Annotated in this window: 13 protein-coding genes; 6 read left to right on the top strand and 7 right to left on the bottom strand. The window is 71.2% G+C overall.

Going from position 1 to position 12,610, the window contains the following annotated elements; translation table 11 throughout:
* The first annotated feature begins 43 nt into the window (after nucleotides 1-43).
* The gene (locus ACZ6JY_RS15085; protein WP_469195988.1) at nucleotides 44-2,230 is read left to right on the top strand and encodes a HelD family protein; all 2,187 of its coding nucleotides are present in this window, start codon (nucleotides 44-46) and stop codon (nucleotides 2,228-2,230) included.
* A gap of 42 nt (nucleotides 2,231-2,272) precedes the next feature.
* On the opposite strand, the gene ACZ6JY_RS15080 is transcribed toward ACZ6JY_RS15085, so the two are convergent.
* Complete coding sequence (locus ACZ6JY_RS15080) at nucleotides 2,273-3,757, bottom strand: peptidoglycan D,D-transpeptidase FtsI family protein (RefSeq protein WP_469195986.1); 1,485 nt, start codon at nucleotides 3,755-3,757, stop codon at nucleotides 2,273-2,275.
* A gap of 101 nt (nucleotides 3,758-3,858) precedes the next feature.
* A complete protein-coding gene (locus ACZ6JY_RS15075) occupies nucleotides 3,859-4,533 on the bottom strand; it encodes a peroxiredoxin-like family protein (protein WP_469195984.1) in 675 nt (224 codons plus the stop codon).
* A 134-nt stretch (nucleotides 4,534-4,667) separates the two neighbouring features.
* On the opposite strand from ACZ6JY_RS15075, the gene ACZ6JY_RS15070 reads away from it, so the two are divergent.
* Complete coding sequence (locus ACZ6JY_RS15070) at nucleotides 4,668-5,252, top strand: TetR/AcrR family transcriptional regulator (RefSeq protein ID WP_469195982.1); 585 nt, start codon at nucleotides 4,668-4,670, stop codon at nucleotides 5,250-5,252.
* Between the two features lie 42 nt (nucleotides 5,253-5,294).
* On the opposite strand, the gene ACZ6JY_RS15065 is transcribed toward ACZ6JY_RS15070, so the two are convergent.
* The 5 genes from ACZ6JY_RS15065 to ACZ6JY_RS15045 form a co-directional block, all read right to left on the bottom strand.
* Nucleotides 5,295-5,987 (bottom strand): response regulator, encoded by a 693-nt coding sequence (locus ACZ6JY_RS15065; protein WP_469195980.1) that lies wholly within the window; start codon nucleotides 5,985-5,987, stop codon nucleotides 5,295-5,297.
* Nucleotides 5,984-7,117, bottom strand: coding sequence for a sensor histidine kinase (locus ACZ6JY_RS15060; protein ID WP_469196168.1), 1,134 nt, complete (start codon nucleotides 7,115-7,117; stop codon nucleotides 5,984-5,986). The genes ACZ6JY_RS15065 and ACZ6JY_RS15060 overlap by 4 nt, the downstream gene beginning before the upstream one ends.
* A 98-nt stretch (nucleotides 7,118-7,215) precedes the next feature.
* The gene (locus tag ACZ6JY_RS15055) at nucleotides 7,216-8,049 is read right to left on the bottom strand and encodes a lysostaphin resistance A-like protein (RefSeq protein WP_469195978.1); all 834 of its coding nucleotides are present in this window, start codon (nucleotides 8,047-8,049) and stop codon (nucleotides 7,216-7,218) included.
* A 36-nt stretch (nucleotides 8,050-8,085) separates the two neighbouring features.
* Nucleotides 8,086-9,036, bottom strand: a complete 951-nt coding sequence (locus ACZ6JY_RS15050) for an alpha/beta fold hydrolase (RefSeq protein WP_469196166.1) — start codon at nucleotides 9,034-9,036, stop codon at nucleotides 8,086-8,088.
* 295 nt (nucleotides 9,037-9,331) lie between these two features.
* Nucleotides 9,332-10,024 (bottom strand): TetR/AcrR family transcriptional regulator, encoded by a 693-nt coding sequence (locus tag ACZ6JY_RS15045; protein ID WP_469195976.1) that lies wholly within the window; start codon nucleotides 10,022-10,024, stop codon nucleotides 9,332-9,334.
* Nucleotides 10,025-10,077: 53 nt separating this feature from the next.
* On the opposite strand from ACZ6JY_RS15045, the gene ACZ6JY_RS15040 reads away from it, so the two are divergent.
* The 4 genes from ACZ6JY_RS15040 to ACZ6JY_RS15025 all read left to right on the top strand — a co-directional run bounded on the left by ACZ6JY_RS15040 (nucleotide 10,078) and on the right by ACZ6JY_RS15025 (nucleotide 12,609).
* On the top strand, nucleotides 10,078-11,250 hold the full coding sequence (locus ACZ6JY_RS15040) for an FAD-dependent oxidoreductase (RefSeq protein WP_469195974.1): 1,173 nt from the start codon (nucleotides 10,078-10,080) through the stop codon (nucleotides 11,248-11,250).
* A 74-nt stretch (nucleotides 11,251-11,324) separates the two neighbouring features.
* A complete protein-coding gene (locus ACZ6JY_RS15035; RefSeq protein ID WP_469195972.1) occupies nucleotides 11,325-11,765 on the top strand; it encodes a VOC family protein in 441 nt (146 codons plus the stop codon).
* Between the two features lie 98 nt (nucleotides 11,766-11,863).
* Entirely contained in the window at nucleotides 11,864-12,259 is a 396-nt protein-coding gene (locus ACZ6JY_RS15030; RefSeq protein ID WP_469195970.1) for an MmcQ/YjbR family DNA-binding protein, read from the top strand.
* The gene (locus ACZ6JY_RS15025; RefSeq protein ID WP_469195968.1) at nucleotides 12,256-12,609 is read left to right on the top strand and encodes an MmcQ/YjbR family DNA-binding protein; all 354 of its coding nucleotides are present in this window, start codon (nucleotides 12,256-12,258) and stop codon (nucleotides 12,607-12,609) included. Before ACZ6JY_RS15030 ends, ACZ6JY_RS15025 begins: the two co-directional genes overlap by 4 nt.
* The last annotated feature ends 1 nt before the right edge of the window (nucleotide 12,610 follow it).

The raw sequence follows: 12,610 nt of genomic DNA, 5'->3' as shown, positions 1-12,610 counted from the left end.
TAACCCGGTTACGAAGTTTACCGAGTTGCGTTAGTCTCGGCTCATGAGCGCCCGCACCGAGACGACCCCCCACCCCCCGACCGCCGAGACGTCGGAACTCGCCCGAGAACGCCGCTATCACGACACCTGCCGCGCCGCCCTCCACGGCATGATCGAAGGTGCCCAGGAGCAGGTCGTGACCGGCGTCGACGTGTCCGCTTCGGGGGCCGACGCCGAAGTGCTCGGGTACCGGTTCCGCAGTCACGCCAAAGCTCTGCGGGAGCTTCCCGAGGCGCCGCTGTTCTTCGGGCGGCTCGACTTCGGGGACGCGGGGGCCGGGGAGCACCAGGGGCAGCGGTACTACATCGGGCGGCTGCGCGTCACCGAGGACCCCGCGGCGCCGCCCCTGGTGGTCGACTGGCGGGCGCCCGTGTCGCGGGCGTTCTACCAGGCAGGCGCCCGCGATCCGCAGGGCGTGGCCGTCCGGCGGCGGTTCGGCTGGGCGCCCGGCAGCAAGGGCGACTCCGCCGACCTCACCGGCATGGAGGACGAACCCCTCGGAGAGGAGGACCAAGCGGCACAGGTACAGGTACAGGCACAGGCACAGCCGCGGACAAAGCCGCAGCCGCAGACACAGGCACAGCCGCAGACAAAGCCGCAGGCACAGCCGCAGCCGCAGGCACACCCGCACCCGCCCCGCGCCAGCCGCATCCTCGCCCGCGAGATAGAGCGGCCCCGCCTCGGCCCCATGCGGGACATCGCCGCGACCATCCAGCCCGAGCAGGACGACCTCGTACGCGGGGAGCTCGCCGCCTCCCTCTGCGTCCAGGGCGCCCCCGGTACCGGCAAGACCGCCGTGGGGCTGCACAGGGCGGCGTATCTGCTCTATACGCACCCCCAGCGCGTACGGCGGTCCGGGATGCTCATCCTCGGGCCGAACCGCACCTTCCTGCGCTACATCGCGGAGGTACTGCCCTCGCTCGGCGAGAGCGGGGTGCGGCAGTCCACCGTGGCGGACGAGGTCGGGCGGCATCCCGTGCGAGCGCGGGACGACGAGGCCGCCGCGGTCGTCAAGCACGACGCCCGCATGGCCGAGGTGCTGCGCCGCGCGCTCTACTCCCGGGTCACGCCGCCCACCGAGGAGCTCGCGGTGCCCGACGGCTCGTACCGCTGGCGGGTGCCGCTCGGCGACCTCGCGGGCATCGTCGAGGGGGTGCGGGACGAGGAGCCGCCGTACGCCACCGGGCGTGAGCGCGTGCGCAGCCGGGCCGTGCGTCTCGTGCGGGAGCAGGCCGAGCGGCGCTCGGGGCCCCGTAACAACACCTGGCTGCGGAGGATCTCCGGGGCGCGTGCCGTCACCGCGTTCGTCGACGGGAGCTGGCCGAAGGTCAGGGCCGACGAGGTCCTCGCGGGGCTGCTCGCCGACCCGGCGGCGCTGGCCGAGGCGGCGGACGGCGTCCTCGACGCGGGGGAGCAGCGGGCGATCGGCTGGGCCCGGCCCCCGCGCTCGTACAAGTCGGCGAAGTGGACCGCCGCCGACCTGGTGCTGATGGACGAGATCGAGGGGCTGCTCGAACGGCCCGCGGGGTACGGGCACATCGTCGTCGACGAGGCGCAGGACCTCTCGCCGATGGAGTGCAGGGCCATCGCGCGCAGGGCGGACTTCGGCTCGCTGACGGTGCTCGGCGACCTGGCGCAGGCGACGACGCCCTGGGCGGTCCGCGGCTGGCCCGAGCTGCTCGGCCATCTCGGGAAGCCCGAGGCCGAGGTCACCCCGTTGACCACCGGTTTCCGTGTGCCCCGGGCGATCATCGGGCTCGCGAACCGGCTGCTCGGGCAACTGGACGTCGACGTACCGCCCGCACGTTCGATGCGCAGTGACGGGGAGCTGACCGTCCGCGAGGTGCCGGACGTGCTGACCGCCGCGGTCGGGGCCGTGCGCGCGGCGCTGGAGCGGGAGGGCTCCGTCGGCGTCATCGCCGCCGACGGCGCGGCCGAGCGGCTGCGCGCCGCCCTCGCCGCGGCCGGCATCGAGTCTGCGGACCCCGACGAGCCGGGGGCGCGCGTGACGGTGCTGCCCGCCTCGCTGGCCAAGGGCCTGGAGTACGACCACGTCGTCGCCGTCGAACCCGCCGAGATCGCGGAGGCCGAGCGGCGCGGGCCGCACCGGCTGTACGTGGTGCTGACGCGGGCCGTGTCCCGCCTGGACGTACTGCACAGCAGGCCGCTCCCCTGGGAGCGCGGGACGTGAGCCCGGAGCCCGGCGGTCCACAGGTCACCGCCCGGAGGGGCGTCACCGCTCCAGGACCGCCTCCATGACCGCCTTCGCGATCGGCGCGCCCAGTTTGCCGCCCGCGATCTCCGAGCGGGGGATGTCCATGTTGGACGGGTCGACGAAGACGGCGACGGCGACCGGTGACTCGCCGTCGTCGCCGCCGGGGATCTTGGCGTAGGAGACGAACCACGCGTACGGCCGCTCGTCGTTGACGTCCGCGCCGTGCTGCGCGGTGCCGGTCTTGCCGCCGACCGTGACGCCCTGGATCTTCGCCTTGTTCGCGGTGCCGTTCTCGACGGTGTTCTCCATCATCTCCTGCACCGCCTCCGCGGTGTCCTCGGAGACGGCTTGGTTGAGCTCGTCCGGTTCGGCCTTCTCGATCGTCGACAGGTCGGGGCCGCGCAACTCCTCGACCATGTAAGGCTTCATGACCTTGCCGTCGTTGGCGAGACCCGCCGTGACCATCGCCATCTGGAGCGGGGTGCTGGTCAGACTGCCCTGGCCCATGCCGGTCAGCGCGGTCTGCGGCTTGTCGAGGTCCGTCGGGTAGCTGCTCGCGACAGCGCGTACGGGGATGTACTGCTGTTCGTTGAAGCCGAACTGCTCTGCCGTCTCGCGCATCTTGTCCTTGCCGACCTTGTCCGCGATGTCGAGGAAGACGTTGTTGCAGGACCACTGCATGCCGGTCTTCATCGAGACCTTGTCGCAGTTGGAGTCGGGCACGTCGTTGCCGATGCGGGTGGAGCTGAGGGGCAGTTTGTACGGGGTCTCGGCGCCGGTCGGCTTGTTGATGTCCGTCACGACGCCGTGCTCCAGGGCGGCGGCAGCGGTGAGGATCTTGAACGTGGAGCCGGGCGGATAGATCTCGCGCAGGGCCCGGTTGCTCAGCGGCTTGTCCTTGCGCTCGTCGAGCCGCTTGAAGACGCGCCCCTCGTCGGCCGAGATGCCCGCGAAGGACGAGGGGTCGTACGAAGGGGTGCTGGCCAGGGCGAGCACCTTGCCGGTGCGGGGGTCGAGCGCGACGACCGCACCCTTGGCGTTCAGCTTCACCAGGCCGTCGTACGCGGCCTTCTGCGCCTTCGGGTCGATGGTGGTGACGACGTCGCCGCCCTGCTGCTTCTTGCCGGTCAGCATGTCCAGGGTGCGCTTGATGAAGAGCCGGTCGTCGTTGCCGCTGAGGATGCCGTTGTGGACGCCCTCCAGGAAGGTGGCGCCCTGGGCCTGCGAGAAGTAGCCCGTCACCGGCGCGTACATCGGTCCTTCCTTGAAGGTCCGCTTGTACTCGAAGTCGGTGCCCGACGTCTTCTTCGAGCCGGTGATGGACTTGCCGCCGACGATGATGTCGCCGCGGGGGTGCGAGAAGGCCTCGATCTGCACGCGGCGGTTCTTCTCGTGGTTGGTCAGCTTGTCGTTCTGGGCGAACTGCACCCAGGTCGCCCGCAGCAGCAGGGCCAGCGTGAGGATTCCGCAGAAGACGGCGATGTGCCGCAGCGGACGGTTCATGGTGGCTTCCCCCAGTGCCGGCGACGGTCGAACGGTTCCGGTCCATCCTGGACGTTCTCCGTCCGGACCGGGGCGGAATCCTTCGATCCGGCGCCGGCCGGCTACCGGTGGTCCGCCTTCGGCGGCGGTCCGGCGAGGGAGTCGAGCGCGGCCAGGATGTCGGAGGGCTCGGCCCGCACGGAGTAGTCGGCGTCGACGAACGCCCAGCGGACGGCGCCCGCACGGTCGATGACGTAGGTGGCGGGCAGCGGCAGTGTGCGGGCGTGGCCGCCGTTCACGCGGTGCAGTTCGAAGCCGAGCCGGTCGTACAGGGCGCCCAGTTCGTCCGAGAGGTCGAAGGCGATGCCGTACTGCTTGGCGACGTCGGAGCCGAGGTCGCTGAGCACGTCGAAGCCGAGCCGCTCCTTCTCGGTGAGGGAGAGGCTCTCGTCGGCGATCTGCGGCGAGACGGCCACGAGGCGGGCGCCGCGGGCGGTGATGTCGTCGTGGTGCTGCTGGAGGGCGCGCAGGGCGAGGTTGCAGTAGGGGCACCAGGCGCCGCGGTAGAAGGTCAGGACGACGGGCCCCTCGGCCAGCAGGGCGTCGAGCGACACCTCTGTGCCGGTGGCCGAGGGGAGGGTGAAGCGGGGTGCCGGGTCCCCGGTGCCGAGCGCGCTCTCGGCGATGCGGGTGGCGAGCAGTTCGGCGGCGCCGCGGTCCATGACCTCCAGGACGTCGGCGGGGAGCTTGCGGTGGCCGTTCTCGTACAGGTCGCGGAGGTCGTCTCTGAGCGTCATGGCGGTGGCCTTCCGTGGGTGAACTTGAAACGTTCGTTCCAGGTTGCTCGGTGAGTCCAGCATGGTGAGGTGCCGAGGGACCGTCAAGAGGTATCTTGGAATCACCGTTCCAAGAATGTGGGAGACTCCAACTCGTGGCCGACATCAAGCACTTCGACCCGGACGAGGCACTCGATCGCGTCGTCCGGCTCTTCTGGGAGCGGGGCGCGGCCACGACCTCCATCCAGGCCGTGGCGAGCGCGACCGGGCTCAACCGCTCCAGCCTGTACGCCACGTTCGGCGGCAAGCGGGAGCTGTACCTGGCTGCCCTGCGCCGCTACCTGCGCGACCACTCCCACCGGGCGTTCAGCTTCGTGGCCGAGGACGGCCGCGGGCTCCCCGTGATCCGCGAGTTCTTCGCGGGACTCGTCGAACTGCGCTGCACGGGCCCGTACGCGGGCTGGGGCTGCATGGCCGTCAACGCGCACGCGGGCGGCGAGCGGGACGACCCCGAGGTGCGGGCCCTGCTCGACGACCACCACGAGCGGCTGCGGGGAGCGATGCGTACGGCGCTCGCGGTGGCGCGGTCGCAGGGCGAGCTGAGCCCCGCGACGGACGTCGACACCGCCGCCGAGATCCTCGCGCTCCTCGCGTACGGGGTGAACCTGCGGTCCCGGGCCGGGGCCGACGCCCAGGAGCTGCGGCGGACGGTGGACGCGGCGCTGCGGGCGCTGGGCTGAGCGCTGCCGGAGCCTGCTGGCGGGCGGGCGGCGCACGGTGGGTCAGGTGACCAGGCCCTGGCGGTAGGCGTAGACGACGGCCTGGACGCGGTCGCGGAGGCCGAGCTTGGTGAGGATGCGGGACACGAAGGTCTTGACGGTCTCCCGGCTGATCAACAGCGTCGCCGCGATCTCGGTGTTGGACAGGCCGTCCGCGATCAGCCGCAGCACCTCCAGCTCCCGGGGGGTGAGCGGCAGTTCCCGCGCCGGGCCGCCGTCGGCTGGCCTGATCCGGGTGGCGTACCTGCCCACGAGCTGGCGCGTCACCTCGGGGTCCAGCAGTGCCGCGCCGCCGGCCACGGTCCGGATGCCGAGCAGCAGCCGGTCCGGCGGGGCGTCCTTGAGCAGGAAACCGCTCGCGCCCGCGCGCAGCGCCTCGTAGACGTACTCGTCCAGGTTGAACGTCGTCACGACGAGCACCTTGACGGGGTGCGGCACTCCGGCGCCCGCCAGTACGCGGGTGGCCTCGATGCCGTCGAGGCCGGGCATGCGGATGTCCATCACCACGACGTCCGGGCGCAGCCGTGCGACGAGGTCGATGGCGGCCTGCCCGTCGCCGCACTCGCCCGTCACCTCCATGTCGGGCTGGGCGTCGATGATCGTCACGAGGCCGGTGCGGATCAACGCCTGGTCGTCACAGACCAGGACCCGGATCGGCGCGGAGCCGCCGGCCACGGCCGACGTCGCGGCGTTCATGAGGGGCTCCCCGAGGGGATGCGTGCTCGTACGACGAAGCCGCCGCCCGTGCCCGGGCCCGCGCTGAACTCGCCGCCCAGGACGTCGACCCGCTCCCGCAGACCGGCCAGGCCCCGCCCGCTGCCGCCGGGGGACACCGCCCGCGGCCCGAGCGCATCGGTGCTGACCTCCACGGTTATCTCCTTCTCGCCGTGGCGGACCAGGACCGAGGTCTGGATGCCATGGGCGTACTTGAGGGCGTTCGTCAGAGCCTCCTGCACCACGCGGTAGGCGACCAGATCGGCACTGCCGGTCGACTCCGCCGGGGTGCCCGCCTCGGTGAACTCCACCGGCTGCCCCGCCCTGCGCGTCTGCTCGACCAGCGTGACGACCCGCCCGACGTGCGGCGCCCTGTCCTCCGCCGCGCCTGCGCCACGTACGGTGCCGTGGCGGGTGCCGTACGTGATGGCATGCCTCGTGCCGTGGTCGGGGTTGAGGAGGTCGAGCAGGTGACGCAGGTCGCTGATGGCCTGCCGGCCGGTGTCCGTGACGGCGGTCAGGGTCTGGTCGAGGCGTTCGGGCGCGGCCGTCAGGTAGCGGGCCGCCTCCGCCTGCACGACCATCGCCGTCACATGGTGGGTGACCACGTCGTGCAGCTCGCGGGCGATACGGGTGCGTTCGGCGGTGCGGGTCTCCTCGGCGACGTGGCGCCGGCGCTCGGCCTCCGCGAGCCGGACGGAGCGCAGCCACGTTCCCATGCCCCACACCAGGGCCGTCGCCCCGTAGAACAGGACGAACTCGCCCGCCGGTTCGCCCGATCCGAGCCGGGAGAGGGCGACGGCCAGCGGCACGTACGCCACCGAGAGGGCCAGCGCGGTGACGCGCCGGTGGCGTTCCAGCCGGGACCCTGCGCCCAGCAGCGCGAAGGCCAGGCCCGTGCCCGCCAGTGAGTGGTAGCCCCGGAGCTGGTCGGCGGCGAAGCCCAGTGACACCAGGGTCACGCAGGCCACGGGCCACCTTCGGCACACCATCAGGGGCAGGCACTGGAGGGCGATGGCCACGACCGCCAGCGCGTCGAAGGAACGGCCCGGCACGCCGCCGATCTGCGTGCCGTGGTTCTGCATCGACGGTATGAACGACGCGGCCATCATCACCGGGCCGAGCAGGAGGTACCAGGCCGTCACATCGAACCGGCGCCATCCGTCCGGCCATTGGCCCAGCCGGGCTCGGGCGGCGTTCCGGAGTTCGATCACCGGACGAGCGTAGTGGGGGCGGTGACCCGGTCGGCACGGCGACGGCGCACCAGCCGGCCGCGCCGGTGGGCCAGCCACATGAACGCGATCGTCACCAGCACGCCGAACAGCACCGAGTACACGCTCCCCTCCGGGCCGAAGTCGCCGCCGGTGAGCAGCACCGGGCCCGACGTCGCGGAGTCGAGGAGGCCCTGCGGGGTGTCGTTGCCCGAGACCTCGGTGCTGAAGATGCCGGACGCGGCGAAGTTCCAGCCGAAGTGCACGCCGATCGGCACCCACAGCCTGCGGGTGGCGACGTAGGCGGCGGTGAGCATGCCACCGGCCTCGATGGCGATGGCGAGCGCGCCCACCAGGCTGGCGTTCGGGTTGAGCAGGTGCGACGCGCCGAACACGAGCGAGGTGAGCGTCAACGCGATCCAGGTGCCGGTGAGCTGCTCGACGAACCGGAACAGTACGCCGCGGTACAGCAGTTCCTCCGTCACGGCCGCGGCGGCCATGAAGCCGAAGAGACCTGCCGCGCCGGACGGCGACGCCAGGCCGTCGACCTCGTAGTACCCGGCGGTGAAGAGGTTCGCGACGACGGCGCTGAACATCGCGACACCGATCAGCAGCCCTCGTCCGAGCGCGGGGGCGGCGCCCTCCCGGGACACCTCCGTGGACGGGCGGTGCTCGGTGCGGCGTACCACCCACCCGTAGGCGACCACCGCGAGTACGGCGGCCAGGCTGCCGAAGGCCAGTTGCAGCCACGGGGAGTCCTCCACCGCGGCGACAGCCTGACCGCCGACGAGGGAGACCGCCAGGACGGTCAGCAACTGCCAGACGAACCTCATGTGAACTCGACTCCTCAAAAAGACCGAACCGACCGGTCAGCGCTGGTTGTTGTCGGTGGCCTGTGCGGTGACGCGCCGCACGGCCGCGACGGCGAGGTCGGGCCGGTCGACGTAGATGTAGTGGCCGCTCTTGGCGGCGGTGGTGAGCTTGCTGCGGGAGGAGAGCCCGAGCCACTGCTTCTGGCCCTTGGACCACATGTCTTCCAGGGCGGGCCCGTATTCGGGCACCTCGGCGTACTGGCTCTCGTGCTTGATGATCTCCACGGGGATGTCTCCGGCGGAGGCGACCTTCGCGTCCTTGATGACGAGCCGCTCCGGGTTGTCGCCGCCGTTGGCCGCGAGGGCCTGCGTCCGCAGTTCGGCGCCCGGGCCGGTGGCCGACTCGGGGATCACCTTCGAGAAGCCGGCGTTCAGCTCCGGGACCGTGGCGTCCAGGAGGACCAGGCCCTTGACCCGGTCCTGGTGGTCGGGAGCGTACCGGGCGGCGATCAGTCCGCCCAGTGAGTGGCCGGCCAGGACGGCCGGGCCGTCACCGGCGACCCGGTCGAGCACGGCGGTCAGGACCTTCGCGATGTCGGCCTGGTGCTGGACGCCGGCCGGCTTGTCGCTCACGCCTTCGCCGAGCCGGTCGTACGAGCAGACCTTGGCGCCCTTGCTCAGGGTCTTCTGGAGCCCGGCCACCTTGCCAAGCCCGTCACCCGCGCCGGCCAGCAGCAGCACGACCGGCCGGTCCTTCTCCGCCGCCTTGCCGGAGCAGGAGACGTTCACGGACAGGTCCCCGACCTTGATCTTCTTGGTTCCGGAGAACGTGTCGCCGCCGGGTCCGCCGGGTCCGCCGACGGCGTCTTCGACGGATTCATCGACGGCGTCTTCAATGGATTTGTCGGCGGCCTTCTCGGCGGCCGACTCCTCACAGCCGACGAGCCCCGCGCCGGCCACGGCGCAGCAGAGTGCGGCCATGGTGGTTGCCCTGATGGTGCGCATCATGACGAACTCCAAGGAGAGTGGGGGGACCACGAGGTGCGGTGGCCACGAGGTGCGGTGGCCGCGGGGCGCGGTGGCCATGGGTGAACGCTATGGAAGCGGCGATCCGGAATCGTCACCCCCGGGAGCGCACTTGCGTGTGGCTCACGTGGGGGACAGCGCGAGGCAGCGGTGACTCGTCAGGAGACGTAGAGAGGCAGGCTTCGGCGAGAGCCGAGCGTCACGCCGGCGGTCAAGAGCCGAGCGTCACGCCGGCGGTCAAGAGCCGAGCGTCACGCCGGCGGTCAAGAGCCGAGCGTCACGCCGGCGGCTGGGTGAGCTTGGTGGCGACGGCGTCGAGGACCCAGTCCAGACCGGTCGCGAAGGACGCCTCGGCGTCCACGTCCGTGCCGTCGTGCACGGCCTTGGCCAGCGCCGGGAAGCGGCCCGTGGCCAGCATCTTCGTCACATGCGGGCCGGAGGCGCGCTGCCAGTCGTGCTTGGACAGGCCGGTGACCCGCTCGGCCCGCAGGTTGGTGATCTCGCGCCTGATCGCACCGGTGAAGTAGGAGCTGACGGTCTCCACGGCGCGCATGGCCGTGTCGATGTCGGCGAGGCCGTCGAGGGCGGTCAGCGTGGACTCGGCCACGGCGAGGCCGTTCGGGCCCAGAGCCGGACGGCCGCCGAGCAGGTCGGCCAGCCATTCGTGACGGAGAGCGGCCTGCCTGGTGCGGTGGGCGAGGGCGTGCAGCGCCTCCCGCCAGTCACCGGCCTGCTCCTCGGGCAGGATCTCGGCGTAGACCTCGTCCACCATGAGGTCGAACAGCTCCTGCTTGGTGGAGATGTATCCGTACAGCCGCATCGGGCCGGCGTTCAGCCTGGCGGCGACCTTGCGCAGCGATACCGCCTCAAGACCGCCCTCGTCGGCCAGCGCGATGGCGGCGGCGACGATCCGCTCCCGGTCGAGCGACACGGGGCGAGTCGGCGGCTCCGGCCGGTCCCACACAGTCATGGACACATCGTACTGTTGCGATACAGCGTATCGAGGAAATACGGTGTATCGCCATGAGACGTCGCATCGCTGTCGTCGGCAGCGGCCCCGCCGGCCTTGCCTTCGCCCATGTCCTGCACCGCCACGGCTATCCGGTCACCGTCCTCGAACGCGACTCCGCCCCCGACGCCCGTCCTCCGGGCGGCACGCTGGATCTGCACGAAGGGCTGGGTCAGCTCGCGCTGGAGAAGGCGGGACTGTTGGCGGAGTTCCAGGCGCTGTCCCGCCCCGAGGGGCAGGCCATGCGCATCCTGGACACGGACGGAACCGTCCTGCGCGACTGGCGACCCCGTCCGGGCGACCGGGCCAATCCCGAGATCGACCGCGGGCAACTCCGTGACCTGCTGCTCGGCCCTCTCGACGTCCAGTGGGGCCGGGGCGTGACGCGGGTGGTGCCGGGGGCCAGGGACGGCGTACTGGTCCATTTCGCGGACGGGCGTCGGGAGACCTTCGACCTCGTGGTCGGCGCGGACGGCGCCTGGTCGCGTACCCGCCCGGCAGTCTCGTCGGTGAGGCCGCACTACACCGGCGTCACGCTGGTCGAGACCTCCCTCGACGACGTGGGCACCCGCCACCCCGACCTCGCCCGGTTGATCGGCGACGGTTCCTTGGCCGTGTACGGCGTGAACCGAGCGCTCGTCGCCCAGCGCAACAGCGGCGGTCACGTCAAGGTCTACGCCCAGTTCCGCACGCCGCTGGACCGGCAGGCGAAACTGGCCGCGGCCGAGGTCGAGGCCGTGGCCGGAACCGAAACCGAAGCTGAAACCGAGGGTGAGGTTGAGGTCGAGGCCGTGCGATCGGGCCTGCTGACCCTGTTCGACGGCTGGGCAGCTCCCGTCCTGGACCTCCTCCGCCAGGGCACCGCTTTCGTCCGCCGCCCCCTCTACGTCCTGCCCGGGGCCCACACCTGGACCCACGTCCCCGGGGTGACGCTCCTGGGCGACGCCGCCCACCTGATGCCTCCTTTGGGGGCGGGTGCGAACCTCGCGATGCTGGAAGGCGCCGAACTCGCCGAGTCCATAGCCGGCGATCCCGGAGACCTGGACGAGGCCGTTCGCGCCTTCGAGGAGCGGATGTGGGCACGGGCCGGCAGGTGGGCGAGGATCACGGCGGCCGGTCTTGAACGACTCGTGAGCCCGGACCCCGCCGAAGCCCTCGCCCTCTTCGACCAAGTCCAGCCATCCTGACCGCCAAGCGCGAGAGAGACATCGGTGGCCACCACCGGCCGTCACCGGCCGTACGAGGAAGAAGGAGAACCAGCATGGCGATTCAGAGGATGGACAACGTCGGCATCGTCGTCGAGGACATGGATGCCGCCATCGCGTTCTTCGTGGAACTGGGTATGGAGCTGGAGGGCAGGGCGGAGGTCGAGGGCCCCGTCGCCGACCAGTGCACCGGACTCGACGGCGTCCACTGTGACATCGCGATGGTCAGGACCCCGGACGGCCACAGCCGGCTCGAACTGGCGAAGTACCGCAGCCCCGCGGCGATCAGCGACGGGCCGCGCGATCGGCCGCACAACGTTCTGGGCACGCACCGCGTCATGTTCGCCGTCGACGACCTTGAGGACACCGTGGCCCGCCTGCGCCCTCACGGCGCCGAACTGGTCGGCGAGATCGCCCGATTCGAGGACAGCTACCTGCTCTGCTACGTCCGCGGCCCGGAGGGCATCATCGTCGGACTCGCCGAGCAACTGCGCTGAGTGGGCTTCAGGGGGAGAGTGGGGTGTGCAGTCCGTGGCCGTGTCTGTGTCTGTGGCCGACGCCCGGGTTCGCCACCACCTGAGAGAAGGAAAGGCTCATGAACGGATCGACCTTGCAGACTTTCGCCGCCGAGTGCGCGGAGGAACTTCCCGGAGCGCGGCTGGAGCATCCCTTCGGCCCGGACTGGGAGGTGTTCAAGGTGCGGGGCAAGGTGTTCATGCTGATGACCGAGGTACCCGGGCGCCCTGTCGTCATCCTCAAGGCGGACCCCGGCGAGGCCCGCGCTCTCCGGGAAAGCAACAGCCACATCACTCCTGGCTACCACATGAACAAGAAACACTGGATCACGCTGGAGGGCGGGACAGGCGTCGACAAGGAGCTCGTCAGGGAACTCGTCACCGACTCCTACCTGCTCGTCGTCGCCCACCTGCCCAAGGCCGAGCAGCCCGTCGACCCGCACACCTACGGCGCCGGCGCGCGGGCGGCCCGGTGAGCGCGGCCGGTGACCGCCTCCAGGACACCGCCCGCAAGGCGGCCCTCGCCCTCCCCGACGTCAGCCACGGCCGCCCCTTCACCCCGGGGCTCGACGTGTACAAGGTCGCCGACAAGGTGTTCCTGATCGTCACCGACGACCCGGACGAACAGATCATCACGGTCAAGTGCGAGCCCGAGCACGCACGGGCACTGGAGCGCGGCTACACCTCGATCACCCCGGGCCGCTACCTCGACAAGAGGCACTGGATCTCGCTGGGGCCCGGGCCGGGCATCACGAAGAGGCTGATCAACGATGCGGTCGAGCACTCCTACGACCTGGTCGTCGACGGCGGGAGTGGCGTGGCCTAGC

The organism is Streptomyces sp. NPDC046335 (genome assembly GCF_055587985.1).
This window is presented reverse-complemented; position numbering and strand designations above follow the sequence as displayed.

Bases quoted from the DNA above. Each gene is read 5' to 3' on its own strand.
- ACZ6JY_RS15065 (WP_469195980.1), bottom strand. From the start codon at position 5,987: ATGAACGCCGCGACGTCGGCCGTGGCCGGCGGCTCCGCGCCGATCCGG.
- ACZ6JY_RS15080 (WP_469195986.1), bottom strand. From the start codon at position 3,757: ATGAACCGTCCGCTGCGGCACATCGCCGTCTTCTGCGGAATCCTCACG.
- ACZ6JY_RS15060 (WP_469196168.1), bottom strand. From the start codon at position 7,117: ATGATGGCCGCGTCGTTCATACCGTCGATGCAGAACCACGGCACGCAG.
- ACZ6JY_RS15050 (WP_469196166.1), bottom strand. From the start codon at position 9,036: ATGATGCGCACCATCAGGGCAACCACCATGGCCGCACTCTGCTGCGCC.
- ACZ6JY_RS15040 (WP_469195974.1), top strand. From the start codon at position 10,078: ATGAGACGTCGCATCGCTGTCGTCGGCAGCGGCCCCGCCGGCCTTGCC.
- ACZ6JY_RS15045 (WP_469195976.1), bottom strand. From the start codon at position 10,024: ATGACTGTGTGGGACCGGCCGGAGCCGCCGACTCGCCCCGTGTCGCTC.
- ACZ6JY_RS15075 (WP_469195984.1), bottom strand. From the start codon at position 4,533: ATGACGCTCAGAGACGACCTCCGCGACCTGTACGAGAACGGCCACCGC.
- ACZ6JY_RS15085 (WP_469195988.1), top strand. From the start codon at position 44: ATGAGCGCCCGCACCGAGACGACCCCCCACCCCCCGACCGCCGAGACG.
- ACZ6JY_RS15055 (WP_469195978.1), bottom strand. From the start codon at position 8,049: ATGAGGTTCGTCTGGCAGTTGCTGACCGTCCTGGCGGTCTCCCTCGTC.
- ACZ6JY_RS15035 (WP_469195972.1), top strand. From the start codon at position 11,325: ATGGCGATTCAGAGGATGGACAACGTCGGCATCGTCGTCGAGGACATG.
- ACZ6JY_RS15030 (WP_469195970.1), top strand. From the start codon at position 11,864: ATGAACGGATCGACCTTGCAGACTTTCGCCGCCGAGTGCGCGGAGGAA.